Source organism: Cryobacterium sp. BB307 (assembly GCF_012274275.1).
In the GTDB taxonomy this organism is placed as follows: domain Bacteria; phylum Actinomycetota; class Actinomycetes; order Actinomycetales; family Microbacteriaceae; genus Terrimesophilobacter.
Map to the genome: position 1 here is coordinate 236,003 of NZ_JAANZA010000001.1, position 25,140 is coordinate 261,142.

Consider the following 25,140-nt stretch of genomic DNA (forward strand, 5'->3'; position numbering starts at 1 on the left):
GCGTCAACTCGATGGGACACCGGCGACGAGGTGGAGCAGGCGTCCGGACCAGCGGCGTCGCAGCCACCTGTCGTGACTCGCCACGACAACAGCCCCCGGGTAGGCGCCCAACGCGTCCTCCAGGTCGCTCGCGAGTTGCAGCGACAGGTGGTTGGTGGGCTCGTCCAGAAGGAACACGTGCGGGGGCCGGCCGATGATGAGCGCGAGTGCCAGCCGTCGCTGCTGCCCGACCGAAAGCGACCCGACCGGGTGGTCGAGGTCACGCGGTGCGATCAGCCCAAGCGACACCAGCGGGGTCGCCTCGGCGCGGCGCTCCCCTAGCCGGCTTTCGTAGATGGAGCGTGGGGTGTCAGACGGATCGGCGAACCGTACGTCCTGCTCGAGCAGCGCCACCCGAAGCCCGCGTGCGCGCATCACCGTGCCCCGCGCAGGCTCGATGGTGCCGGCCAGCATCCCGAGGAGCGTCGACTTTCCCGCGCCATTCGCCCCGGTCACCAGCAGCCGGTCGGTCGCGGTCAGCTGCAATTGCGGCATCCGCATGCGACCGTCAACCGTTGCTTCGCGCACGAGGATGGCGGTGTCGGGGTTGTCTGGCCCGAGCACGCGCCTGCCGGCTTCGCGGGCTGGGAGCCCGGCGAACTGCAACGGCGCCGGCGGCTTCCGCACCGCGTGCTCGCTCAGTTCGTCCAGCCGAGCCCGCGCATTGCGCACCCGGCGACTCACCTGAGCCTGCACTCGTGCACCGTGTCGCGCGTAGGCCATCTTGTTCCTGTCGCGGATGGCGCGATCGGGCGCGACAGCACGCGCCGTCACCGCGACAGAGCGCTCGAGCTGCTTCAGCTCGTCCTGCTCTCGTTCGAACTGCTCCTCCCAGCGAGCGCGCTCGGCCGCCTTCTCGGCGAAGTAGCCGGTGTATGCGCCGCCGGATGCCGCGCCGTACCGGGTCGTCCCGCCTCGACTCGGGTCGAGGTCGAGCAGATCGGTGGCTGTCTCATCGAGGAACGCGCGGTCGTGGCTTGCGAACACGACCGGCCCGCGCCAGGCGGTGAGTTCGCGGTGCAGGTATTCTGCCGCCTCGTCATCGAGATGGTTGGTCGGCTCGTCAAGCAGCACGAAATCGGGTCGCTCCAGCAGGAGAGCGGCGAGCGCGAGCCGCGACCGTTGGCCGCCGGACACCTCTGCGAGGGTTCGCTCGCCCGGGAGGCTGCCGACCCCGAGGCCGTCGAGGACCTCGTCCCGGCGGGCGTCGATCGACCAGAGGCCCACCCGCTCGGCCTCGGCGAGGACACGGTCGTAGCGGTCCGCAGCATCCGGTGTCCCCGACGCCAGGACGGCGGCGGCATCCTCCAACTCCGCACCGACGGCGCGGACCGGCGCGAGGGCATGTTCGATGAGCGCGCCGATCGCCGTGGTGGGCGCAAAAGGCACCTCCTGCTGCAGCAGGCCGGCGCGCTTCGGCGCCACGACGCTGCCGGAATCGGGCTCGTCAACGCCTGCGAGAATGCGGAGCAGCGTCGACTTGCCGACGCCGTTCTCGCCGATCAGACCCAGTCGGTCGCTGGGCGCGACGACAAGGCTGAGATCGGTGAGCACCCTGCGGTCGCCGTAGCTCTTCGAGATGCTGTCCGCGCGGACATGGCCGATTGCGAGTGAATTGCTGGCTGTGCGCATCGCATGCGCCCCTTCGTACGAAGACGACTCCCGCCGGGCACAGCCTCGGACGCGGGACGAAGGGAAGTCACAGCCACATAGCGGGTACGACCCTAGCAACCGGTGCGCAGGGTCGTCAACGGCCGGATCAGACCAGTTCGAGCGCCTTTGCGGTGGTCTCGAGGGTCTTCACGGCGAGCTTCGGGTCATCCGAGAGCTTCAGCCCATAACTGGGCACCATCTGCTGGATGGTGCTCTCCCACTTGGGCAGCTGATTCGGGAAGCACCGTGAGAGCAGGTCGAGCATGATCGGCACCGCCGTCGACGCTCCCGGTGAGGCACCGAGCAGGCCGGCGATCGTGCCGTCGGCGCCGGTGACGACTTCGGTGCCGAACTGCAGGATGCCGCCCTTCTTGGTGTCCTTCTTGATCACCTGCACGCGCTGGCCCGCCGTGATCTGCCGCCACTTGCCCGGGCGCGCATCCGGCATGAACTCGCGCAGCGCCATGAATTTGGTGTGCTTGCTCGCGAGCACCTGCGTGACCAGGTACCAGGTGAGGTCGAGGTTGTCCTTGAACACCGCGAGCATCGGGATGATGTTGCCCGGACGGATCGAGAACGGCAGGTCGAACCAGGAGCCGTACTTCAGGAACTTCGGCGTGAAGCCCGCGTACGGACCGAACATCAGGCTCGGCTTGCCGTCGACGACTCGCGTGTCGAGGTGCGGCACCGACATCGGCGGCGCGCCAACCGCGGCCTTGCCGTACACCTTGGCGAGGTGACTCGCGACGATCTCCGGGTCGTCGGTGCGCAGGAACTGGCCGCTGACCGGGAAGCCGCCGAAGCCGCGCGCTTCGGGGATTCCGGATGACTGCAGCAGCGACAGTGCGCCGCCGCCCGCGCCGACGAAGACGAAGCGCGCGTATTCGGTGGTCGGGGTGCCGCCGACGATGTGGCGGGTGTTCAGGCGCCAGACGCCGTTCTTCTGCCGCTTGAGGCCGGTGACTTTGCGCTCGGTGTGCAGCTCGGCGCCACCGGCGACCAGATTGTCGATCAGGTTACGGGTGAGGGCGCCGAAGTCGATGTCGGTGCCCTCGATCGAACGCGTCGCCGCGATCGGCTGGTCCTTCTTACGGCCGGGCAGCAGCGCGGGTGCCCACTCGTAGATGACGGCTGGGTCCTCGCTGTACTCCATGCCGTCGAACAGCGGGTGATCCTTCATCGCCTCGTAGCGGCGGCGGAGGAACTGCACGTTCTCCTCGCCCCACACGAAGCTCATGTGCGGGACCGGGTTGATGAACGCCTCCGGGTCGGGCAGAAGCCCCTTGCCCACGAGGTGCGCCCAGAACTGCCGGGAGACCTGGAACTGCTCGTTGATCTTGACGGCCTGCGAGATGTCGACGGTGCCGTCGGGCAGCTCCTTGGTGTAGTTCAGCTCGCACAGGGCAGAGTGGCCGGTGCCGGCGTTGTTCCACGCGTTCGAACTCTCCTGCGCGACGTCCGGGAGCCGCTCGAAGATGCGGATTGTCCAGTCGGGCTCGAGTTGCTGGATGATTGCGCCGAGGGTGGCACTCATGATGCCGCCACCGATGAGCGCGACGTCGATGGGGGCGGATGCTGAACTCACGCCCTCCAGTTTAGCCGCGCCCGACGGGCCGCTTCGCCCGTCGAGGGTCGCTCAGAATCGCGCTTCTTCCCGCCTTCTGAAAATGCAGGAGATTGTGCTCGAAAACGGCGTTCCGTTGCCAGAACGCTCCAAATGGGCCGGATCTCCTTCATTTTCCGGACGGCTAGAGGGCGGCGACCGCGCCTGCGATGAGGCCGACGCCCGCGATGATCAGGCCGGCGGTGAGGCTCGCGACACCAAGCCAGAGCAGTGCGATCAGCCGGTTGGGGCGCTGCGGCTCGCGGCCGATCACCGAAAGGAAGAAGCCGGCAGGCATCAGGATCGCCGCAATCGGCACCAGCGATCGGCCCGCCCACAGCCAGCCACCTTCGAGGGCGCTCAGGTCGATGATGGCGAGGATCGCGACGCTGAGCACGAGCAGCACCGCGGCATGTGCGTGGCCAGCGCGGAAGAACGACTTCTGCAGTCCGTTGGTCGCTACCTTGCCTCCCATCACACGCGTGAGGAAGTAGCCGCCGGACTCGACCGTGACCAGGGCGAGCAGCAGGATGCCTGCAAGCAGCAGCGATTGTGGTTGGATAGTCATGGTATCCAGTATTGGATAGCGTCACTATCTTGTCAAGGAGCATCGTGCGCATTTCCGAGCTCGTCGACCGCACCGGCGTTCCGCTCGCGACCGTGAAGTACTACCTGCGCGAGGGTCTCCTCATGCCCGGGCAGGCAACCGGCGCGACCCAGGCGGACTACGACGACGCGCACGTGGAGCGGCTGGGGCTCATCCGGGCGCTGATCGACGTGGCCGGGTTGAGCGTGAAGCGGGCCAAGGCCGTGATCGACGTGATCGAGCATCCGGAATCGGACCTGGTCCGCACCATCGGCCGGGCGCTCGAAGAGCTGCCTCCGTATGGCGGGTCGGATGCGGCGGAGTACCCGCGAGCGAAGCGGGCCATCGAGGCGCTGGGCCAGGTGTACGACCCGGACTACGCGGCGGTGGCTCAGCTTGAGCGAGCGCTCGCCGCGGCCGAGGCGGCGGGCGTGCCGATGACCGACGATCGCCTGCGGGCGTACGGCGGGGCGATCATGGAGCTGGCCGAGTTCGATATCGGCAACATGAGCACCACCGACCCGGCGGATGCGGTCAAGTACGCGGTGCTCGGCACTGCCCTGTACGAGCCGGTCATCGCGGCGATGCGCCGGCTCGCGCATCAGGACGCGGTGTACCGCGCCCTCGGCGGCTCCTCTTAACCCATCTCAAGGAGATCCGACGGCGGATGCCCGTACTCGCCCGTACGGGAGTCCCGAACGGCAGATTCTCCTTGAAACGGGTTAAGCGCGGGCGGCGAGCTGGGCGGCCACCAGTTCGGCGATCTGCACCGCGTTCAGGGCAGCACCCTTGCGCAGGTTGTCGTTGCTGATGAACAGGGCGAGGCCACGACCATTCGGCACACCCTCGTCCTGCCGGATGCGACCGACGTAGCTCGGGTCATTCCCTGCCGCTTCGAGCGGGGTGGGGACATCCGAGAGCGCGACGCCCGGCGCCTCCGCGAGCAACTCCTGCGCGCGTTCGGGCGTGATCGACTTCGAGAACTCGGCGTTGATCGACAGGGAGTGCCCGGTGAACACCGGCACCCGCACGCACGTGCCGCTGACCAGCAGGTCGGGCAGCTCGAGGATCTTGCGGCTCTCGTTGCGGAGCTTCTTCTCCTCGTCGGTCTCTCCCAGCCCGTCGTCGACGATCGAACCGGCCAGCGGGATGACGTCGAACGCGATCGGCTTCGGGAACTTGGCCGGCGCAGGGAAGTTCACCGAGCTGCCGTCGTTCACGAGGCCGATCAGGTTCTGGTCGACGGCCGCGCGGATCTGCTCGAGCAGTTCCTCACCGCCGGCGAGACCGGCGCCCGACACCGCTTGGTAGGTGCTCACGATGAGCCGCTCGAGCCCGGCTTCCTCGTGCAGCACCTTCAGCACCGGCATCGCGGCCATGGTCGTGCAGTTCGGGTTCGCGATGATGCCCTTGCGCGCCTCGCCGATCGCGTGCGGGTTGACCTCGCTCACCACGAGCGGGACATCCGGGTCCATCCGGAAGCCGGACGAGTTGTCGATGACCGTCACGCCCGCCGCCGCGAACCGCGGCCCCTGTGCCTTCGACGTCGTCGCACCGGCCGAGAAGATCGCCATGTCGAGCCCGGTCGGATCAGCGGTCGCCGCATCCTCGACCACGATCTGCTCGCCCTTGAACGGCAGCGTCGTGCCTGCGGAGCGAGCGGATGCGAAGAACCGGATGTTTGCGACGGGGAAGTCGCGCTCCTCCAGCAGGCGGCGCACCACCGCGCCGACCTGACCGGTAGCGCCGACCACTCCGATGTTCACGCCCGTCATGTCAGCGCCCCGTTCCAGCGTGGACGACGGCGGGTTCTTCGCCGTCGAGTTCGAATGCGGAGTGAACCGCGCGCACCGCGTCATTGATGGTGTCGGCGCGCGTGACAACCGAGATCCGGATCTCGCTGGTGGAGATCATCTCGATGTTGATGCCGGCGTCGAAAAGGGCCGTGAACAGCTTGGCGGAGACACCGGAGTTGGTGCGCATACCAGCGCCGACCAGCGCGAGCTTGCCGATCTGGTCGTCGTACTGCAGGGACTCGTAGTTGATGTCATCCTGCGCCGCGGTCAGGGCCTGCATGACCTTGACTCCCTCCGACATGGGCAGTGTGAAGGAGATGTCGGTCAGGCCGGTGTCGGCGGCCGACACGTTCTGCACGATCATGTCGATGTTCGCCTCGGTGCTGGCGACCAGGTTGAAGATCTGCGCGGCCTTGCCCGGGACATCCGGAACTCCGACGACCGTGATCTTTGCTTCGCCCAGGTCGACGGCCAGTCCGGCGATCATTGGCTCTTCCACGGTTTCTCCGTTCTCGGGGTGAAGGACGAGGGTGCCCTCGTTGTTGTTGAACGACGAGCGCACGTGAATCGTTACCCCGTGCCTCCGCGCATATTCCACTGCGCGTATATATAGGACCTTGGCGCCGGCCGCGGCGAGCTCGAGCATCTCCTCGCTCGTCAGCCGGTCGATCTTGCGGGCGCTCGGCACGACCCGCGGGTCGGCGGTGTAGATGCCGTCGACGTCGGTGTAGATTTCGCAGACCTCGGCGCCGAGCGCCGCAGCCAGGGCGACGGCGGTCGTGTCCGAGCCACCCCGCCCGAGCGTCGTGATGTCGCCCGTGCCACGGTTGAAGCCCTGGAAGCCGGCGACGATCGCAACGGCGCCGGCGTCGATGGCTGCACGGATGCGGGTCGGGTTCACCTCGACGATACGGGCGCTGCCGTGCCGGGCATCCGTCGCCATCCCGGCCTGACTGCCGGTGTAGGAGCGGGCCTCGACGCCCATCGCCTTGATCGCCATCGCCAGCAGCGACATCGAGATGCGCTCGCCCGCGGTGAGCAGCATGTCGAGTTCGCGACCGGATGGCATCGGTGCGACCTCGCTGGCCAGGTCGACCAACTCGTCGGTGGTGTCGCCCATTGCCGAGACGACGACGACAACCTCGTTGCCGGCCTTGCGGGTCTCAACGATCCGCTTCGCAACACGCTTGATGCTCTCAGCGTCGGCGACGGATGACCCGCCGTACTTCTGCACGATGAGGCTCACGCGTTCTCCGGAATTGGTCAAGGGGGTCGAAGACAAGAATTCTACCGGCATGACCTTGACGCCTCGCTCAGCGTTACGCGCCCCGCAATGCGCTGGCGTAACTGCTCGGCAAATTGCTCAACATGGGTGGCCGCACAACGTGCGCTAGACACTTCCCTTAAGTTCGTCGCGACCCCTATCGGTAACCCCCCTCACTCGGACGTTAATGGGAACCAATCCAAAAGAACGAACAACAGACTGGAGCGAGCAATGATCGCCACCGAAAAGCTGCAAACCATAGTGCGCGACCACGGAGAGGTAGTCGACACGAGCGGAAACAAGATAGGCAAGGTGGGCCAGCTTTACCTTGACGACCAGACCGGCGACCCGGAATGGGTCACCGTCATGACGGGACTCTTCGGCATGTCCGAGAGCTTCGTTCCTATCCGCGATGCCACCCTCGAGGGCGACCACGTGAGGGTGCCGTACGACAAAGACATGGTGAAGGATGCGCCACGAATCGACGCGGACGCGCACCTCGACGAACGCCAGGAGGACGAGCTCTACAACTATTACCACCTGGAAGGAACGACGGGCGATCGCACGGACATGCGCTCCGACATGCAGGAACGGTCCGACATGCGGGGCAAGACTGACGACGCGATGACCCGATCCGAGGAGGAGTTGCGAGTCGGCAAGGAACGCCACGCCACTGGTCACGCCCACCTGCGCAAGTACGTGGTGACCGAGAACGTGCAGACGACTGTGCCGGTCAGCCACGAGGAGGTGCGGGTGGTTCGCGAGCCGATCACCGACGAGAACATCGACGAAGCGCTCAGCGGCCCGGACATCACGGAGAGCGAGCACGAAGTGACCCTGCACGCCGAGACTCCGGTGGTCGAGAAGACCACCAAGCCGGTTGAGCGGGTGAGGCTCGAGAAGGACGAGGTCACCGAGCAGGAGCAGGTGAACGAGACCGTTCGCAAGGAGAAGATCGAGTCGGACGTCGACGACACTCGCCGAGACCGGGGCATGTAACGCGCCGCCTGCGGACATCCGCGGCAGGCGCACCTGGCGCGGATGTCCGCAACGGTCGCGGTTCAGCGGAACGGGCGCGGCTGTCCGGAACGGCGCTCAGTGCTGAACGCTCCGTCGGCCCTCAAACGCGCGACCCAGCGTGACCTCGTCGGCGTACTCGAGGTCGCCGCCGACCGGGAGACCGGATGCGAGGCGCGTCACGCGCAGGTCGGGCTGGATCAGCAGGCGGCTGAGGTAGCTTGCGGTGGCCTCACCCTCGAGGTTCGGGTTCGTGGCGATGATGACCTCGGTGACGGTTCCGTCGGCGAGTCGCTGCATCAGCTGCCGGATCCGGAGGTCGTCGGGGCCGACGCCGTCGATCGGGCTGATGGCACCGCCGAGCACGTGGTAGAGACCCTTGAACTCCCGGGTGCGTTCGATCGCGGCGACATCCTTCGCCTCCTCAACAACGCAGATGAGGCTCGCGTTGCGGCGCGGGTCGCGGCAGATCGGGCAACGCTCCTGCTCGGTGACGTTGCCGCACACCTCGCAGAACCGCACCTTGTCGCGCACCTCGATGAGCACCTCGGCGAGACGCGAGACATCGAACGACTCGGTCTGCAGGATGTGGAACGCGATGCGCTGCGCCGACTTCGGCCCGATGCCGGGGAGGCGGCCGAGCTCGTCGATCAGTTCCTGGACGATGCCCTCGTACAACTAGCCCTCCATCGGCGTCACGCGCTGCTCGATCGGCTGTTCCTCGATGAAGCTCGCGTTCAGCAATTCACGCACGACTGACTCACCGTAACGCTGCCGGGGCGGCGGGACGTTGGACGGCCGGGCACCGGATGCGCCCGGCGCCGCAGCAGGTCGGTTCGGCTTCGTCGGTGCCGGCGTGGCGGCAGCCGTCGGCGGCGCGGCAGCCGTCGGCGCAGCGGCCGGGGCCGGTGCTCGGCGCTCGGCCGGCGGCTCCGAGTCCGGGATCTGTGCGACCGCCCAGCCGCCGTGTTCCTCCGGTGCCGGCTCGGGCTCCTCGGCGGGTGGCGGGACGTCGTCGTGCGGCGGCTCAGTGCGCTGCGGTTTCGCGCCCGCATCGACCCGAGCGATGAACTTCACCCGGATGCCCAGCACGTCGACGATCGCCTGGCGCAGGATCTCGCTCACGCTCTCACCGGCCGCCTGCGGCTGGCGGAAGCCCGCGACGTCGTTCTCACTGGGGAACGCAAGCGCGAGCACGTCGTCTTTCAGGCCCATCGGCTTCGCGGTGAAGACGACGGCCCACGCGGTGCGCTTGCGCTCACCGACTGCTTCCACGATCTGGGACCAGGCATCCTTGAGCTGGTCGAAGGTGACGTCGGTGGGGGATGCTGCGGGGGCGGGGGCTGGCTTCGAGACGACGGGCTTCGCCGATTCTGGGGCGGGCGGGGTTGCCGCGACCGGCTTCGAGACTGCCGGCTTTGCGGCTTCTTCCTCAGCCACCGGGGCGGGCGCGGCATCCCCTGCAACACCGATTCGGCGCTCGAGACGCTCCACGCGAGCCAGCGTCCCACGCTCGGACTCGTCGGCCGCGGGCACAAGCACTCGCGCCACCATCAATTCAAGGTGCAACCGCGGCGACGTGGCGCCGGTCATCTCGGTGAGCGCGGCGTTCACGACATCCGCAGCCCGGCTGAGCTCGGCGCCGCCGAACCGCGCTGCCTGAGCCGTCATGGACTCGAGCTCGTCCTCTGGGATTCCGCGCAGCACCGCAGCGGCCCCTGAGCCGGTTGCTGCGACGATGATGAGGTCGCGCAGACGTTCGAGCAGGTCCTCGACGAACCGGCGCGGATCCTGACCGGTCTGGATGACCCGGTCGACCGCGGCGAACGCGGCAGCGGCATCCCGAGCGCCGATCGCATCGATGACCTCGCCGAGCAGCGCCGCGTGGGTGTAGCCGAGCAAAGCGACCGCGCGCTCGTAGTCGATCGAGGTGCCGTCGGAGCCAGCGATGAGCTGGTCGAGCAGCGAGAGGGTGTCGCGCACCGAACCGCCGCCGGCACGCACGACAAGCGGCAGCACGCCGGGCTCGGCGGTGACCTTCTCCTCGTCGATGAGCTGCTGCACGTACTCGAGCAGTTGTGCGGGTGGCACCAGCCGGAACGGGTAGTGGTGCGTGCGGGACCGGATGGTGCCGATCACCTTGTCGGGCTCGGTGGTCGCGAAGATGAACTTCACGTGCTCCGGCGGCTCCTCGACGATCTTCAGCAGGGCGTTGAAGCCCTGCGGCGTGACCATGTGCGCCTCGTCGAGGATGAAGATCTTGTACCGGTCGCGCGCGGGAGCGAACACCGCGCGCTCGCGCAGGTCACGAGCGTCGTCGACACCGTTGTGGCTGGCGGCGTCGATCTCGACCACGTCGAGAGAACCGCCACCGTCGCGGGACAGCTCGATGCAGCTCGGGCACTTCCCGCACGGAGTGTCGGTCGGACCCTCCACGCAGTTCAGGCAGCGGGCCAGGATGCGCGCGGACGTGGTCTTGCCGCATCCGCGTGGTCCACTGAACAGGTAGGCGTGGTTGACCCGGTTGGTACGCAGCGCCGTCTGCAGCGGCTCGGTCACCTGGGACTGGCCGATCAGCTCGGCGAACGTCTCAGGCCGGTAGCGGCGATACAGGGCGGTGACCACGTACCAAGGATAGTGGCCACCCCCGACCTGGGCGGCCGTTGGTGTGGATGACTGGTTTCGAGACGATCGCTGGCGCGATCCCTCAACCAGCAGGGAGGGCGGCGATCGCCGCGACGGTTTGGCGCGCGATCTCCAGCTCCTCGTTGGTTGGAACTACGAGCACCGCCACCGGCGCACCCTCCGGCGAGATGTACCGAGCCGACTTGGAGGCCAGCTCGTTGCGATCCTGATCGACCTCGATCCCCAGAAACTCCAGCCCGGCGAGCGCCCGCCGCCGCAGCAGTCCGTTGTTCTCGCCGATGCCCGCGGTGAAAACCAGGGCGTCCAGACCGCCGAGCTCCGCAATGTACGCGCCGATGTAGTGCCGGATGCGGTGCCGCCACACGGCGAGCGCCAACTCGGCCGCCTCATCGCCGCGTGAGCCGGCCTCTTGCACATCGCGCATGTCACCGGTGCCGGTGAGACCCAGCAGCCCGCTCCGCTTGTTGAGCAGGTCGTCGAGCTCATCGACGTTCATCCCTGCCTGCCGGCGCAGGTGGAACACGACGCCGGGGTCGATATCGCCCGACCGGGTTCCCATCACGAGACCCTCGAGCGGGGTAAGCCCCATCGACGTGTCGATCGACTTGCCGCCGCGAACCGCGGTCGCCGATGCTCCGTTGCCGAGGTGCAGCACGATGATCCGCAGCTCCTCGACCGGCCGCCCGAGGAAGCGTGCCGCCTCGCCCGCGACGTACTGGTGCGACGTGCCGTGGAACCCGTAGCGCCGCACCTTATAGCGCTCAGCGATCTCCCGGTCGATGGCGTAGGTGTACGCCTCCGGCGGCAGCGTCTGGTGGAACGCGGTGTCGAACACCGCGACGTGCGGCACGTCCGGGAGGGCAGCACGGGCGGCACGGATGCCGAGCAGGTTCGCCGGATTGTGCAGCGGCGCGAGCGACGACACCTCCTCGATGAGCCGCTCGACCTCATCCGTGATCACGGTCGCCTCGGAGAAGTGCGGGCCACCGTGCACCACCCGATGCCCCACTCCCACGATGTCGCGGTCGGTGCCGATCGTCTCGACGAGCACGCGCTTCATGCCTGCCTCATGGTCGGGCACCTCGCCCGGCTCACCGATGCGCTCGATGATCCCATCGACCACGGGCTTGTCAGTGTCGAGGTCGATCAGCTGGTACTTGATCGACGAGGACCCCGAGTTGACGATGAAAACCTGGCTCATCGCTTCGCGCTCTGGGCTTGGATGGCGGTGATGGCAATGGTGTTGACGATGTCCTTCACCGTCGCGCCGCGGGACAGGTCGTTGACCGGCAGCCGCAGCCCCTGCAGCACCGGCCCGATGGCCACCGCACCGGCGCTGCGCTGCACCGCCTTGTACGTGTTGTTGCCGGTGTTGAGGTCGGGGAAGATGAACACCGTTGCCCGCCCGGCGACCTCCGACTCGGGCAGCTTCGCCTTCGCCACCGCAGCGTCCGCCGCCGCGTCGTACTGGATGGGCCCGTCGACCGGCAGGTCGGGTCGTCGCTCACGCACGATCGCCGTCGCGGCGCGCACCTTGTCGACGTCGGTGCCGGTTCCGGATGCGCCGGTCGAGTAGGACAGCATCGCGATCCGTGGATCGATACCGAACTGCACGGCCGTCTCGGCTGCGGACACCGCGATGTCGGCGAGCTGTTCGACAGATGGGTCGGGGATGACCGCGCAATCGCCGTAGACCAGAACCCGGTCGGCGAGTGCCATGAGGAACACGCTCGAGACGACCGAGACATCCGGTTTGGTCTTGATGATCTCGAATGCCGGGCGGATGGTGTGCGCTGTGGTGTGTGCGGCGCCGGAGACCATCCCGTCGGCGAGTCCCCTGTGCACCATGAGGGTGCCGAAGTAGCTGGGGTCGGTGACGGTGTCGCGCGCGCTCTCCAGGCTGACGCCCTTGTGGGCGCGCAGCTGCTGGTACTCGGCAGCGAACTTCTCCCGGAGCACGTCGTCGAACGAGCTGATCACCTGCGCCTGGCGGATGTCGAGGCCGAGCCCGATCGCGCGGGCCCGCACCTCGATCTCCTCGCCGAGGATGGTCAGGTCGGCGATGCCGCGCGAGAGCACGGTGGCGGCGGCACGCAGGATGCGGTCGTCCTCACCCTCGGGCAGCACGATGTGCTTGCGGTTGGCCCGTGCGCGTTCCACCAGCCCGTACTCGAACATCAGTGGTGTGACGACGTCGGTGCTCTCCACCTCGAGCAGTTCGAGCAGTTGCGCCGAATCGACGTGCTGCTCGAACAGCGCCCGCGCACTGTCGAGCTTGCGCTGCGAGTCGGCGGCGAGGCGCGGCCGGATGTTGGTGATCGTCACCGCGGTGTCGTAGCTGCCCAGCGGGGAGGCGATGATCGGCAGCGTCGGCCGCACGCCGTCGATGAGCTGGATGATCTGGTCGGGCACTTCGAACCCGCCGTTGAGCACGATCCCGGCCAGGGAGGGGAAGGTCGCCGACTCGTTCGCCATGATGACAGCGAGCAGCACCTCGGTGCGGTCGGCCGGGACCACGACGACGGAGCCCTCGATCAGGCGCAGCAGCACGTTGTTCATGCTCATGCCGGCGACAACAACGCCCATGGCTTCGCGGTCCAACAGCTCGTCGTCGCCGCGCACCAGCGTGCCGTCCGTCGCTTCCATGATCGAGCGCATCGTCGGGGCGACCAGCACCGGGTCCTCTGGTACCGACCACACCGGCGTGCTGGTCTGGGTGCCGACGGCGGCGGTGATCTCGTCCAGCCGTTTGGGATCGCCGCGGTTGACGATGACGGCGGCCAGATGGGCGTGCTCATGGCGCAGCTCGTCGATGGCGATCTCGGCAGCCTGGCCGACCGCCTCCGGGGTGCGCGCGAGCCCGGTGGTCTTGCTGCGTCCGCCGACCACCAACAGCACCGGCATTCCGAGGTTCGCGGCGATGCGCGCGTTGTAGCCGAACTCGGTCGGCGCGCCGACTCCTGTGTAGTCCGAGCCGAGCACGACGACCGCGTCGCATTTGGCCTCGACGGCCTTGTACCGTTCCACGATGCGGGCGAGCGCGGCATCCGGGTCATCGTGCACGTCCTCGTAGCCGACGCCGATGCACTCGTCGTAGTCGAGGTCGACACCGTCATGCTGAAGCAGCAGCGAGAGCACGTAGTCGCGCTCGGTCGAGGACCGGGAGATCGGACGGAACACTCCCACCCGATTCACCGACCGGGAGAGCGTCGCCAGCACTCCGAGAGCGATGGTCGACTTGCCGGTGTTGCCTTCCGCCGAGGTGATGTAGACGCTGCGTGTCGAGTTCAGTTTCGAGACTTCCCTTCGCCGCCGGTGGCGCGGCACCAACAATCCTACGGAACCCTCTGCGGCCGCCGGAGCGGTCAGTCCGCGCCGGTGCGAGGTCCGGCGTGCGCCCCCTGGAACACCCAGTCCGCAACCTCGGGGATGTCCTCGCCGTGATCCCGCGTGTACTGACGCGCGCGAATCCGGGCATCCTGCATCCGTTGCCGCAGCGTCGCCTGCGTCTCGGCGAGGTGCGGCACGCGGTCGATCACGTCAATGACCAGCTTGTACCGGTCGAGGTCATTGAGCATGAGCATGTCGAACGGGGTCGTGGTCGTGCCGTTCTCCTTGTAGCCGCGCACGTGCAGGTTGTCGTAACCGGCCCGACGGTAGGTGAGGCGGTGGATGAGCGTCGGGTAGCCGTGGTATGCGAAGATGACCGGCTTGTCGACGGTGAACAGGGCGTCGAAGTCGGCGTCTGACATGCCATGCGGATGTTCGCGCTGATCCTGCAGGCGCATCAGGTCGATGACGTTCACCACCCGAACCTTCAACTGCGGCAGGTGCTCCCGGAGAATGGATGCCGCGGCGATGGTTTCCATGGTCGGCACGTCGCCTGCGCAGCCGAGCACGACATCCGGTTCCTCCCCCGCCACTTCGGTGCCGGCCCAGTCCCAGATGCCCGCGCCCTGCGTGCAGTGGGCGACGGCCCGCTCCATGGTCAGCCACTGGGGCTGCGGTTGCTTGCCCGCCACGACCACGTTGACGTAGTCGGTCGTGCGCAGGACGTGGTCGTAGGTGCTCAGCAGCGTGTTGGCGTCGACCGGGAGATAGACCCGCACGACCTCGGCCTTCTTGTTGATCACGTGGTCGATGAAGCCGGGGTCCTGGTGGCTGAATCCGTTGTGGTCCTGCCGCCAGACATGGCTGGAGAGCAGATAGTTGAGGCTCGAGATGGGGCGGCGCCACGGCAGTTCCCGCGCCACCTTGAGCCACTTGGCGTGCTGGTTGAACATCGAGTCGACGATGTGGATGAACGCCTCGTACGAGTTGAAGAAGCCGTGCCGCCCGGTCAGCAGGTAGCCCTCGAGCCAGCCCTCGCACAGATGCTCGCTGAGGACCTCCATGACGCGTCCGGTGCGTGCGAGATTCTGGTCGACAGGCAGGATGTCGGCCGCCCATTGTTTGGCAGTGTGCGAGTAGACGGCGGGAGCGAGCCGGTTGGATGCTGTCTCGTCGGGACCGAAGATGCGGAAGTTATCGGGGTTGTCGCGAATGACGTCGGCGAGCCACGTGCCGAGCACCCGTGTCGCCTCGCCGTCCACCGCGCCCGGTCTCGGGACCTCGACCCCGTAGTCGCGGAAGTCCGGCAACTTGAGTTCGCGGCGCAGCAGCCCGCCGTTCGCGTGCGGTGTTGCGCTCATCCGCAAGTCCCCATAGGGCACGGATGCCTTCACGAGCGGGGTCGGTGCGCCGTCGGCGTCGAAGAGCTCCTCCGGTCGGTAGGAGCGCATCCACTCCTCGAGGATGACGGTGTGCTCTGCCGAGCCGCGCACATTCGAGAGCGGCACCTGGTGGGAGCGCCAGGTGTTCTCGACCGGTTCGTCGTCGATGACGGGCGGGCAGGTCCAGCCCTTCGGTGTGCGCAGGATGATCATCGGCCAGCGCGGGCGGGACGTGTCGCCGTCGGCTGCGCGTTGCCGAATCGCGGCGATCTCGTCCATCACCTCGTCCAGGGTGCGCGCCATCCGCTCGTGCACGAGCATCGGGTCTTCGCCGTCGAAACCGCCCTCGACGACGTACGGCCGGTGGCCGTGCCCGCGCATCAGGTCGAGGAGCTCGTCGTCGTCGATTCGGGCGAGCACAGTCGGATTGGCTATCTTGTAGCCGTTGAGATGCAGGATGGGCAGCACGACGCCGTCCTGCACCGGGTCTATGAACTTGTTCGACTGCCAGCTGCCGGCGAGCGGGCCGGTCTCCGCCTCGCCGTCCCCGATCACGGCGGCGACAAGCAGGTCCGGGTTGTCAAACGCGGCGCCGTAGGCGTGGCTCAGCGAGTACCCCAGTTCACCGCCCTCGTGGATGGACCCGGGCGTCTCCGGGGCGACGTGACTGGGGATGCCGCCGGGGAAGGAGAATTGGCGGAACAGTGCGCGCATCCCGTCGGTCGTTTGCGAGACGGCCGGGTACACCTCGGAGTACGTCCCGTCCAGCCAAGCGCCCGCGACCAGGCCGGGACCGCCGTGACCGGGACCGGTGATGTAGAGCGTCTTCTGGTTCCGTTCCCGGATGATGCGGTTCAGGTGGGCGTAGAGGAAGTTGAGTCCAGGGGTGGTTCCCCAGTGTCCGAGCAGCCGGGGCTTGATGTGCTCGGCGGCGAGCGGATCGGACAGCAGTGGGTTGTCGAGAAGGTAGATCTGCCCGACGCTGAGGTAGTTGGCCGCCCGCCAATACGCGTCGACCGCGGCGAGAGTGTCGGCATCCGGTTCGCCAGGAGCGGCGGTCTCGGCTCGCTCGATGGTCTTGTCCGACATTCGGTTCTCCCGCTCGGTCGCCCTCGCTTCATCCTAGGGAGCGGGTATTACCGCACACTCAGGTGCCGTTGAGGCTGACCCGCCGCCCGCGAGACTGCGCAAACGTGCTGAAACGCCCTCCCAAGCGCACCTTCCTGCAGTTTCGGCCAGTGCGTTCGTGCGGAGAAAAGAAAGGACCCCTCGCGCACCCGCCAGAGCCCGGTTGCCCTTGCTACGTTTCCGTCCTGGGGGAGTTGGCCTGGATGGCGCCACGCGAGGAGCCGCCGCTAGTCTACCGGTTCGGCACTTTCGGTCCACTCCGAGCAGCTCAGAGCAGAATCCCCAGCGGCTTCTCGAGCACCGCGACCAGGTCGGCGAGGAACGCGGCCCCGGTCGCGCCGTCCATCACCCGGTGGTCGACGGTCAGCGTGAGCTTCAGCTTCGACACCTCGGCGAGCGCCCCGTCGCGCATGACCGGCTCCTTGGTGGCCGCGCCGACCGCGAGAATCCCCGCCTCTGGCGGGTTGAGCATGGCCGTGAACTGGGTGATGCCGAACATGCCGAGGTTGCTGACGCTGAAGGTGCCGCCGCTCATCTCGTCCAGGGCGAGCTTGCCGGCGCGGGCCTTCTCCGCGAGCGCGCGCGTGCGCTGGGCCACCTCGCTGAGCGAGATCCGGTCGGCGTCCTTGATGACCGGGACCAGCAGCCCGTTGTCCGTCGCGACCGCCACCCCGATGTTGACGCGGTTGTGGCTGAGGACGGCGTCGCCGTCCCAGGATGCGTTCGCTTCCGGATGCCGGCGCAGGGTCACCGCGGCGGCGCGCACGATGAGGTCGTTGACGCTCACCTTCACGCCTTGGGACTCGAGGGTCGCGTTGATGCTCGCCCGGAACTCGAGGAAGGCGTCGAGCTCGGCGACCGCGGTAAGGAAGAAGTGCGGCACCTGCTGGCTCTCGGTGAGCCGCTTAGCTGCGACCATCCGGATGCGGTTAGCCGGCACCCGCTCGGACTCCTTGGCATCTGCGGCGCCGGTGGGTGTCGCTTGCTGCGGCCGCGGTGCTTCAGGGGCAGGTTCTTGCGGCTGCTGCGCTGGGGCGCCTTCGGATTCCGCAGCGGCGATCGCCGCCTCGACGTCGGCGCGGATGATCCGCCCCTGCGGCCCTGTGCCCTCGATCGTGGCGGGGTCGATGCCGTGGTCGCGGGCCAGCTTGCGCGCGAGCGGCGACATGCGCGAGACACCGCCGGTGGTGAGACCCGCAGCAGCCTTCCCGCTCGGTGCGGCCGTGGGCTCCGGGCTGGCCGGTTCGCCCGGCTCCTCGCCGGCCGGCTCCTCTGCCCCCCGCTCCGGCTCCTCGCCGGCCGGCTCCTCTGCCTCCGGCTCCGGCGTCGCCTCCGGCTCCTCTTCCGAGGGCTCGCCAGTCTCCTTGCCGCCGGCCGCCTCCTGCTCCGCTGGCTGCGGTGCGGCACCCGGTGTCTTGGCGCTGGAACCGTCACCGATGACCGCGACCGCCTGGCCGATCGGCACGATTGCGCCCTCTGGCACGAGTTGCTGCTCGAGAACGCCGTCCTCGAACGATTCGAGCTCCATGGTCGCCTTGTCGGTCTCGATCTCGGCGATCGCGTCGCCCTTCGCGACCGGGTCGCCGACATTCTTGAGCCACTTGGCGAGTTCGCCCTCCTCCATCGTGTCGGAGAGACGCGGCATGGTCACTTCGGACATCGAGTGCCTCCTACTTCCTGAACCCGCTGGCGTCGAGGGTCTCCCGGATGACGCGGGTGAGGTCATCGGCATCCGGCAACGCGGCCAGCTCGAGGGGTTTCGCATACGGCAGCGGCACCTCGGCGGCGGCGACCCGCCTGACCGGCGCATCCAGGTAGTCGAATGCGCCCTCGCCGATCGTCGCGGCGATCTCGGCGCCGACGCCGTAACTCAGCATGTCGTCCTCGAAGATCACCGCGCGGCTCGTCTTGCGCACCGAGTCGCAGAAGGTCTCCCGGTCGAGCGGTCGCAGGCTGCGCAGGTCGACGACCTCGATCGAAATGCCTTCCTCGTCGAATGCGTTGGCCACCTCGAGCGCCGTCACCATACCGCGCGAGTAGCTGACGAGGGTGAGGTCGGTGCCCGCCTTGACGACCGCAGCGCGGCCGATCTCGGCGACCAGCTCGCCATCCGGAACCTCGCCCTTGCGGTTGTACAGGGCCAGGTTCTCGAGGAACAGCACCGGGTCGTCGTCGCGGATGGCCGCGGTGAGGAGCGCCTTGGCGTCGGCTGGGGTCGACGGCGCGACCACCTTCATCCCTGGGATGTGCGCGTACCAGACCTCGAGGTTCTGCGAGTGCGTCGCGGCGAGCTGCTGCCCGCCGCCGCCGGGAGTACGGATGACCATTGGGACGCTGGACTGGCCACCGAACATCCCGTAGATCTTCGCCGCGTGGTTCACGATCTGGTCGATCGCGATCAGGCTGAAGTTGAGCGTCATGATCTCGACGATCGGACGCAGCCCGAGCATCGCAGCGCCGACCGCGGCGCCGACGAAGCCCTCCTCCGAGATCGGGGTGTCGACGATGCGCTTCGGACCAAAGTCCTTCAGCAGGCCGGCGGTGATCTTGTACGACCCCTCGAAGACGCCGATCTCCTCGCCCATGACGAAGACGTTCTCGTCGCGCTCGAGTTCGGCGCGGATGGTCTCCTGCAGCGCCTGCCGGTAGGTGATCACCCTCGGCTCGCTCATCTGGCCATCACCGGCTCTCCCGGGTATGCGTTCGGCATGTTGGCGACCTCGGTGGCGTAGCTGAACTCGAAGAGCTCTTCCTCGCTCGGCAGCGGGCTGGCGTCGGCGAAGTCGACCGCCTCGGCGACGGTCTGCTCGACGTCTTTGTGCAACTGTTCTTCGGCCGCGTCGTCGAGCACTCCCTGCTCGGCGAGCCGGGCGCGGAACGCGGGGACCGGGTCGTTCTGCTTCGCCTCCTCGACGTCGTCCGGATGGCGGTACTTCGCCGGGTCGACGACCGAGTGGCCGCGCAGTCGGTAGCTCAACGTCTCCAGAATCATCGGCTGCCGTTCGACGCGCGCCCGTTCGAGTGCGGCGAGCGCCGCGTCGCGCACCACAATCGGGTCGTCGCCGTTGACGCGCTCACCGGGGATCCGGTACGCCGCACCCCTCTTATACAGATCGGGTTCAGCGGATGCCCGGTCGACGCTCGTGCCCATCCCGAGCTGATTGTTGACGATCACGTAGACGATCGGCAGCTTCCACAGGCCGGCGAGATTCAGTGACTCATGAAACGCGCCGATGTTGGTGGCGCCGTCGCCGAGGATGCACATGACCGCCTCGGCGTCCGGCGCCGGCTCGCTGCGGTAGGCGATCGCGAGTGCTGCGCCGGTCGCCGGCGGCAGCTGGCCGCCGACGATGCCGTAGCCGCCAAGCATCCGGAGCTCGCTGTCGAACATGTGCATGGAGCCGCCGCGACCGCCGACGACACCGTCGGTGCGGCCGAACAGCTCGGCCATCACGCGGCGGGGTTCCATGCCGCGGACGATCGCGTAGCCGTGGTCGCGGTAGGAGGTGAAGAGGTAGTCCTGCGGTTGCAGCGCGGCCATCAGGCCGACGACGGTCGCCTCCTCGCCGAGGTTGAGGTGGCAGTAGCCGCCGATCTTCGCGCGCGCGTACATCTCGCCGGCTTTGAGCTCGAACTCGCGCACAAGCACCATCTGCTCGTAGTAGCCGCGCAGGGTGTCGGGGCTATCTTCGGGTGCTTGATTGGCTCCGGATGCTGGTTTGGTCCGGGATCGTGGCTGGGCTCCGGTTTGCGGGTTTGCCTTCTCGCGCCGCTTGGGTTCCGCCATGACCGGCCTCACTCCTTCGAATGACCCTGTCTCATCACAGTAGGCACGCTTCGAGTGGTGGTGGCCGACTTGCACCGATCGCACAGGGAGCGGAGGTCTGGGGCGGCGCGCGGCATCCAGCCGATCGCGTAGGATGTGGGAGGTCATCCGGCACCGCCGGAGCACCAGGAGGATTCGCCTAGTGGCCTATGGCGCACGCTTGGAAAGCGTGTTGGGTGCAAGCCCTCGGGGGTTCGAATCCCCCATCCTCCGCAGCGCGATGAGTCGGGACATAGGTATCACCTGAGTCGCGACAGCTGTCACGTAGGAAGTCCCCGGCCATCGGCCGGGGACTTCGCTGAGGCTTAGCGCATCGACACCAGGATCTTCACTTCGTTGTCCTTGTTCGTGATGAGACGCTCGAAGCCCTGCTCGACAAGGTCGTCGACAATGATCTTCGACGTGATGAACGGCGCGAGGTTCACCTTGCCGCTTCGTACGAGTTCGATCGCCTCGGGGTGGTCGTTCGCGTAGCCGATCGAACTGCCGAGCACATGATCGCCGAACGTCAGCTCTGCTGCGATGTTGATCTCGACCGGTTTCGTGTGGATCGCGACGACCTCGAGACGGCCGCCAGCACCCAGCACCTCGAGAAGCTGGTGCACCACCACGCCGACGCCGGCCGCGTCGAACGCGAGATCAGCTCCCGCACCCCCGCTGTGCTCGGCCACCACGCTCCCCAGGTCTTCGGTCGAAGGGTCGACCACGGCATCCGCGACCCCCGACGAATCAGCCTTGGCGCGGCGGGCCGCAGAAACTTCACTGACGATCGTCTTCACGCCCTTTGCCCTGAGCACTGCTGCCACAAGCAGACCGATGGGACCGGCGCCGCCGACAACGGCGAGCTGACCCTCGGTTGCGCCGGCATGCTTCACCGCGTGGAGCGCCACCGCGAGCGGTTCGATCATCGCGGCCTGGTCAAGTGGGATATCGCCCACAGGGTGCACCCAGCGCTTCTCGACGACGATGTGCTCGCTGAGGCCACCACCGAGTCCTGAGATGCCGATGAATCCCATCTGCTCGCACAGGTTGTACTTGCCCGCCTTGCAGGCGGGACAGGTGCCGTCGACCATGAGCGGTTCGACGACCACGGAATCACCGACCTTAAGTCCTTCAACGCCTTCGCCAATCTCCTCGACAACGCCGGAGAACTCGTGACCGAGCACGACGGGCAGTGTCTCGCCCGAAAGCGGGTGCGCGGCATCGGACGTCGGCGCAGGAGGCATTGGTCCGTCGTGGAACAGGTGCAAGTCGCTGCCGCAGATGCCGTTGAAAGCCGGGGCGATCTTGACGGTGCCCGCTCTCAGCTGAGGCTCCTCCACCTCTTCGACTCGTATGTCTTCCTTGCCGTAGTATCGGGCGGTCTTCATGGCTCACACTCCTTCGTCGTGTCCATCCACCAGGGTTACTCGCCGGACGTGGGGGCCCCGTCGTATGACGGATGCCAGCGGTTGCCGAGACACTAACCAAGGCATCTGGACACGCACTGTGGCGTGCGACCTGGCCGCGACTCCAGCGGTCATCCGCAAGCCCTGCGGTCATCCGCGACAGGTGCGCCGGGCGCGGCTGTCCGGAGCGCGCATTCCGGGGCGCAGCGAAGCCTGAGTGCCAGCCGTGTGCCCGGCCGGGTGCTCTGCGGTTAACGTGACACGACCGGGACTCAACGCCCGTCAGATCAGACGCGTTCACAAGACGCCTGCTTCAAGGAGGAAGCGATGCGAAAACTACTACTCGTGCTCGTCGCGGCGTTCGCGATGATCCTCGGCTACGCGGCACCAGCATCCGCGATCACCGGGGACTTCGTCGAAGACGACGAGCACCCGTTCGTCGGCCTTGTCGTCTTCTACGACGATGCGGGCGAGTTCACTCACCGGTGTTCCGGCGCTCTGCTGACTCCGACGGTGTTCCTGACCGCGGGTCACTGCACGCAGGGCGCGTCAACCGCGCGGGTCTACTTCCAGCAGGATGCCGGCGCGAACCTCGACCCCGTCACGGGCGTCGACCCGGTGACCGGATATCCGGAGACCTGCGCCGCCGGAACCCTCGGCGTGCTGTGCGCGACCTCGGATGAGCTCTACGACTTCGGGTTCACGAACACGCTGCCGAACACGATGGACGCCGGCATCGTCGTGCTCGATCAGCCGATCATGCTCGCCGAGTACGGTTCGCTGGCGGTTGCCGGGTCGCTGGATCAGTTCGCGACGGCGCGCGGTCAGAAGAACCTGACCGTCACCGCGAGCGGTTACGGCCTGACCGAGGTGAACCCGGTCAAGTTCACGTCGTTCCGGGAGCGACTGATGGCTGAAGCGAAGATCACCAACCTGCGCAGCGCGCTCACCGACGGGTTCAACCTGCAGACCAACGGCAACGGTCTCGGCAAGGGCGGGACCTGCTCGGGTGACTCGGGTGGACCGGTGTTCTACGGAGGGTTCGAATCGAACACGATTGTCGCCGTCACGTCGTTCGGCTTGAACCAATGGTGCCGCGGCGTCGACTTCGCGTACCGCACCGACCAGGCCGCGGTGCTCGAGTGGATCGAGTCGGTCATCGGGCCGGAGGAGTTCGCGCAGATCGACTTCGTGACGATCTAGTACATCGACGGATGCCGGTCGCGACGGTGCGGCCGGCATCCGCCTTGCCTGCGCCTGTCCGCCGGACATCCGCGCTCCGGCCGACAAGCCGCGCAGTTTCGGACATCCGCACCTGTCCACCCAAACCGCGCCGGTTGCGGACAACCGCGACGGGTGCGCGGGGCGCAGATGTCCGGAGCAGGCGCGTCAGGCGATTGCGGCCCACTGCTCGGCGTTGATGATGATGACGCACACCAGCGAGGTCAGCAGTATCAGCCCGAACAGGATCGCGAGGGTGATGAGCCGCACGCGCTGGCGCTCCACCAGCAGCCGCACGCCGATCATGGCCAGGTACAACGCCAGGACGATGGCGAACCCGGTCCAGGCGACTGCAGGGTCGAGGACCGACAGCCAGGCAAGCATGCCTGCACAGATCGCCGCCAGGATGCCGCCGACGACAAGCCAGATGGCCCCGGATGACGTCCGCAGCGCAGGCTGGTTGCCGACCTTGGTTGGGTCGTAGTCACCCGACATGCTGCTCACCTCCACCTGAGAGCGAGGCTAGGAGCGTCACCTGTGAGCCGTGTCAGCGCCGCTTCAACGTGCCGAAGATGCCCTTGATGACGTTGTTCACGATCGACTTGCCCTGTCTGGAGGAGAGGAAATCGGTCACTGGGTCGCGCTCCTTGGCCGGCTTGCTGGTGCTGCGAGGTGCCTTGGACGTCTTCGGCAGCGACTTCTCCCACTCGCGCTGCATCCGCTCGTACTCCGCCTGGGCATCCGGCGTCTTCTCCTTCGCCGCCTCGGCCGCCGTCTCGAGCTTCCGGGCGAGGATCTCGCGAGCCGACTCGGGGTCGAGCGCGGTTCCGTACTTCGCCTGGAGCGGTGACGCGGCGACCAGTGCACCCATCGCATCCGGCGAAGACGGGTCCATCAGCCCTTGCGGGGCACGCAACCTGGTCCACGCGACCGGTGTCGGCGCTCCCTTCTCGCTCATCACGGTCACGATGGCCTCGCCGGTCGCGAGCTGGGTGAGCACTTCCTCGAGGTCGTACCCGGAGGTCGGATAAGTCGACACGGTCGCGCGAAGCGCCTTCGCCGCATCCGGCGTGTGCGCCCTCAACTGGTGCTGGATGCGGGAACCGAGCTGCGCAAGCACGTCATCCGGCACATCCTTCGGCGTCTGCGTCACGAACACGATGCCGACACCCTTGGAGCGGATAAGTCGCACGGTCTGCACGATTTGGGCCAGAAAGGACTTGGACGCGTCCTTGAACAGCAGGTGCGCCTCGTCGAAGAAGAACACGAGCTTCGGCTTGTCGGTGTCGCCTACCTCGGGCAGGTCGTTGAAGAGGTCGGCGAGCAGCCACATGAGGAAGGTGGAGAACAGGGCAGGCTTGTCCTGCACACCCGGCACTTCGAGCAGGCTGATCACACCGCGACCGTCGGATGCGGTGCGCAGCAACTCGGCCGTGTCCATCTCCGGCTCGCCGAAGAACGCGTCGGCGCCCTGGTCGGCGAAGGTGATGAGCTCGCGCAGGATCACCCCGGCGGTCGCCTTGGAGAGGCCGCCGAGGTCCTTCAGGTCGTCCTTGCCGTCGCCGACGAGCCAGTTCAGGACCGCACGCAGGTCGGCCAGGTCGACCAACGGGAGGCCGGCCTTCTCGGCGTAATGGAACACCAGGCCGAGCGACGACTCCTGGGTGTCGTTCAAGCCGAGGACCTTGGACAGCAGCAGCGGCCCGAACCCGGAGATCGTCGCCCGCACCGGCACGCCGACGCCGGTGCCGCCGAGGCTGAACAGTTCCACTGGGAACGCTGCGGGTGCCCAGTCCTGGCCGATAGCGGTGGTGCGCTCGAGCAGCTTCTCGCTCGGCTGCCCTGGGGTTGCCACGCCGGTGAGATCACCCTTGATGTCGGCGGCGAACACCGGTACGCCGGCGGTGGACAGCTGCTCGGCGAGCACCTGCAGGGTTCGAGTCTTGCCGGTACCTGTGGCACCGGCCACCAGCGCGTGCCGGTTCAGCATGCCGACCGGGATGCGCACCTGCACGTCCGGGAGCGCGTCGCCGTTGACGAGCGCGCCGAGTTCGAGCACCGAGCCGTCAAAGGCGTAGCCGGAGCGGATGCTGTCGACGTCGTCCCTGCTCAGCGGAGCCTGGGGAGCCGGCTGCGCGTCGCTGCTGACCCGTCCGGATGTCTCGGCATCCGCCTCGGCCTTCGCCAGGGCCGCCTGTGCCTCGGCCAGGGCGCGCTTAGCTGCTTCGACCTGCTCCGTCGCATCCGTCATGCGGCAAGCC

At 67.4% G+C, this 25,140-nt stretch carries 19 protein-coding genes, 1 tRNA gene and 1 other RNA gene; 4 read left to right on the plus strand and 17 right to left on the minus strand.

The window, feature by feature from the left end; translation table 11 throughout:
• Nucleotides 1–3: 3 nt before the first annotated feature.
• The 3 genes from HGK58_RS01060 to HGK58_RS01070 all read right to left on the minus strand — a co-directional run bounded on the left by HGK58_RS01060 (nt 4) and on the right by HGK58_RS01070 (nt 3,863).
• Nucleotides 4–1,671 (minus strand): ABC-F family ATP-binding cassette domain-containing protein, encoded by a 1,668-nt coding sequence (locus HGK58_RS01060; protein WP_168625714.1) that lies wholly within the window; start codon nt 1,669–1,671, stop codon nt 4–6.
• 127 nt (nt 1,672–1,798) lie between these two features.
• Entirely contained in the window at nt 1,799–3,277 is a 1,479-nt protein-coding gene (locus HGK58_RS01065) for a malate:quinone oxidoreductase (RefSeq protein WP_168625715.1), read from the minus strand.
• A gap of 163 nt (nt 3,278–3,440) precedes the next feature.
• Entirely contained in the window at nt 3,441–3,863 is a 423-nt protein-coding gene (locus HGK58_RS01070) for a hypothetical protein (RefSeq protein ID WP_168625716.1), read from the minus strand.
• A gap of 44 nt (nt 3,864–3,907) precedes the next feature.
• On the opposite strand from HGK58_RS01070, the gene HGK58_RS01075 reads away from it, so the two are divergent.
• Nucleotides 3,908–4,522: a MerR family transcriptional regulator gene (locus HGK58_RS01075; RefSeq protein WP_168625717.1), complete on the plus strand. Its 615-nt coding sequence runs from the start codon at nt 3,908–3,910 to the stop codon at nt 4,520–4,522.
• Nucleotides 4,523–4,603: 81 nt separating this feature from the next.
• Here the strand turns inward: HGK58_RS01075 and HGK58_RS01080 are convergent, their stop codons facing one another.
• Together HGK58_RS01080 and HGK58_RS01085 are read right to left on the minus strand one after the other, a co-directional pair.
• Nucleotides 4,604–5,656 carry an aspartate-semialdehyde dehydrogenase gene (locus HGK58_RS01080; RefSeq protein WP_168625718.1) on the minus strand — a complete coding sequence of 351 codons (1,053 nt, stop codon included), beginning with the start codon at nt 5,654–5,656 and terminating at the stop codon, nt 4,604–4,606.
• Nucleotide 5,657: 1 nt separating this feature from the next.
• Nucleotides 5,658–6,923 (minus strand): aspartate kinase, encoded by a 1,266-nt coding sequence (locus tag HGK58_RS01085; RefSeq protein WP_168625719.1) that lies wholly within the window; start codon nt 6,921–6,923, stop codon nt 5,658–5,660.
• A 249-nt stretch (nt 6,924–7,172) separates the two neighbouring features.
• Here HGK58_RS01085 and HGK58_RS01090 point away from each other — a divergent pair, with 249 nt between their 5' ends.
• Nucleotides 7,173–7,940, plus strand: coding sequence for a PRC and DUF2382 domain-containing protein (locus HGK58_RS01090; RefSeq protein ID WP_168625720.1), 768 nt, complete (start codon nt 7,173–7,175; stop codon nt 7,938–7,940).
• Nucleotides 7,941–8,036: 96 nt separating this feature from the next.
• Here the strand turns inward: HGK58_RS01090 and recR are convergent, their stop codons facing one another.
• The 9 genes from recR to pdhA all read right to left on the minus strand — a co-directional run bounded on the left by recR (nt 8,037) and on the right by pdhA (nt 20,231).
• Nucleotides 8,037–8,636, minus strand: coding sequence for a recombination mediator RecR (gene recR, locus HGK58_RS01095; RefSeq protein WP_168625721.1), 600 nt, complete (start codon nt 8,634–8,636; stop codon nt 8,037–8,039).
• Nucleotides 8,637–10,583 carry a DNA polymerase III subunit gamma and tau gene (locus tag HGK58_RS01100; protein ID WP_168625722.1) on the minus strand — a complete coding sequence of 649 codons (1,947 nt, stop codon included), beginning with the start codon at nt 10,581–10,583 and terminating at the stop codon, nt 8,637–8,639.
• Between the two features lie 82 nt (nt 10,584–10,665).
• Entirely contained in the window at nt 10,666–11,805 is a 1,140-nt protein-coding gene (locus tag HGK58_RS01105; protein WP_168625723.1) for an acetate kinase, read from the minus strand.
• Complete coding sequence (gene pta, locus HGK58_RS01110; RefSeq protein ID WP_349236089.1) at nt 11,802–13,931, minus strand: phosphate acetyltransferase; 2,130 nt, start codon at nt 13,929–13,931, stop codon at nt 11,802–11,804. Before pta ends, HGK58_RS01105 begins: the two co-directional genes overlap by 4 nt.
• A 38-nt stretch (nt 13,932–13,969) precedes the next feature.
• Entirely contained in the window at nt 13,970–16,405 is a 2,436-nt protein-coding gene (locus tag HGK58_RS01115; protein ID WP_168625724.1) for a phosphoketolase family protein, read from the minus strand.
• Nucleotides 16,406–16,573: 168 nt separating this feature from the next.
• Nucleotides 16,574–16,670: signal recognition particle sRNA small type (gene ffs, locus HGK58_RS01120), an RNA gene on the minus strand.
• A 42-nt stretch (nt 16,671–16,712) separates the two neighbouring features.
• Entirely contained in the window at nt 16,713–18,104 is a 1,392-nt protein-coding gene (locus HGK58_RS01125; RefSeq protein ID WP_168625725.1) for a dihydrolipoamide acetyltransferase family protein, read from the minus strand.
• A gap of 10 nt (nt 18,105–18,114) precedes the next feature.
• Entirely contained in the window at nt 18,115–19,116 is a 1,002-nt protein-coding gene (locus tag HGK58_RS01130; RefSeq protein ID WP_168625726.1) for an alpha-ketoacid dehydrogenase subunit beta, read from the minus strand.
• The gene (gene pdhA / locus HGK58_RS01135; RefSeq protein ID WP_168625727.1) at nt 19,113–20,231 is read right to left on the minus strand and encodes a pyruvate dehydrogenase (acetyl-transferring) E1 component subunit alpha; all 1,119 of its coding nucleotides are present in this window, start codon (nt 20,229–20,231) and stop codon (nt 19,113–19,115) included. Before pdhA ends, HGK58_RS01130 begins: the two co-directional genes overlap by 4 nt.
• Before the next feature lie 167 nt (nt 20,232–20,398).
• On the opposite strand from pdhA, the gene HGK58_RS01140 reads away from it, so the two are divergent.
• A tRNA-Ser gene (locus HGK58_RS01140) sits at nt 20,399–20,483 on the plus strand.
• Between the two features lie 92 nt (nt 20,484–20,575).
• Here the strand turns inward: HGK58_RS01140 and HGK58_RS01145 are convergent.
• Nucleotides 20,576–21,640, minus strand: coding sequence for a 2,3-butanediol dehydrogenase (locus HGK58_RS01145; protein WP_168625728.1), 1,065 nt, complete (start codon nt 21,638–21,640; stop codon nt 20,576–20,578).
• A gap of 345 nt (nt 21,641–21,985) precedes the next feature.
• Between HGK58_RS01145 and HGK58_RS01150 the strand changes: the two genes are divergently transcribed.
• The gene (locus HGK58_RS01150; RefSeq protein WP_168625729.1) at nt 21,986–22,861 is read left to right on the plus strand and encodes a trypsin-like serine protease; all 876 of its coding nucleotides are present in this window, start codon (nt 21,986–21,988) and stop codon (nt 22,859–22,861) included.
• A gap of 186 nt (nt 22,862–23,047) precedes the next feature.
• On the opposite strand, the gene HGK58_RS01155 is transcribed toward HGK58_RS01150, so the two are convergent.
• Both HGK58_RS01155 and HGK58_RS01160 read right to left on the minus strand, forming a co-directional pair.
• The gene (locus tag HGK58_RS01155) at nt 23,048–23,389 is read right to left on the minus strand and encodes a hypothetical protein (RefSeq protein ID WP_168625730.1); all 342 of its coding nucleotides are present in this window, start codon (nt 23,387–23,389) and stop codon (nt 23,048–23,050) included.
• Between the two features lie 37 nt (nt 23,390–23,426).
• Nucleotides 23,427–25,130: a helicase HerA-like domain-containing protein gene (locus HGK58_RS01160; protein WP_168625731.1), complete on the minus strand. Its 1,704-nt coding sequence runs from the start codon at nt 25,128–25,130 to the stop codon at nt 23,427–23,429.
• Nucleotides 25,131–25,140: the final 10 nt, after the last annotated feature.

Excerpts from the sequence above, each read along its gene's own strand:
- HGK58_RS01060 (WP_168625714.1), bottom strand. The coding sequence starts at position 1,671 with ATGCGCACAGCCAGCAATTCACTCGCAATCGGCCATGTCCGCGCGGAC.
- HGK58_RS01070 (WP_168625716.1), bottom strand. The coding sequence starts at position 3,863 with ATGACTATCCAACCACAATCGCTGCTGCTTGCAGGCATCCTGCTGCTC.
- HGK58_RS01080 (WP_168625718.1), bottom strand. The coding sequence starts at position 5,656 with ATGACGGGCGTGAACATCGGAGTGGTCGGCGCTACCGGTCAGGTCGGC.
- HGK58_RS01090 (WP_168625720.1), top strand. The coding sequence starts at position 7,173 with ATGATCGCCACCGAAAAGCTGCAAACCATAGTGCGCGACCACGGAGAG.
- HGK58_RS01105 (WP_168625723.1), bottom strand. The coding sequence starts at position 11,805 with ATGAGCCAGGTTTTCATCGTCAACTCGGGGTCCTCGTCGATCAAGTAC.
- HGK58_RS01115 (WP_168625724.1), bottom strand. The coding sequence starts at position 16,405 with ATGTCGGACAAGACCATCGAGCGAGCCGAGACCGCCGCTCCTGGCGAA.
- HGK58_RS01125 (WP_168625725.1), bottom strand. The coding sequence starts at position 18,104 with ATGTCCGAAGTGACCATGCCGCGTCTCTCCGACACGATGGAGGAGGGC.
- HGK58_RS01130 (WP_168625726.1), bottom strand. The coding sequence starts at position 19,116 with ATGAGCGAGCCGAGGGTGATCACCTACCGGCAGGCGCTGCAGGAGACC.
- pdhA (WP_168625727.1), bottom strand. The coding sequence starts at position 20,231 with ATGGCGGAACCCAAGCGGCGCGAGAAGGCAAACCCGCAAACCGGAGCC.
- HGK58_RS01145 (WP_168625728.1), bottom strand. The coding sequence starts at position 21,640 with ATGAAGACCGCCCGATACTACGGCAAGGAAGACATACGAGTCGAAGAG.
- HGK58_RS01150 (WP_168625729.1), top strand. The coding sequence starts at position 21,986 with ATGCGAAAACTACTACTCGTGCTCGTCGCGGCGTTCGCGATGATCCTC.
- HGK58_RS01160 (WP_168625731.1), bottom strand. The coding sequence starts at position 25,130 with ATGACGGATGCGACGGAGCAGGTCGAAGCAGCTAAGCGCGCCCTGGCC.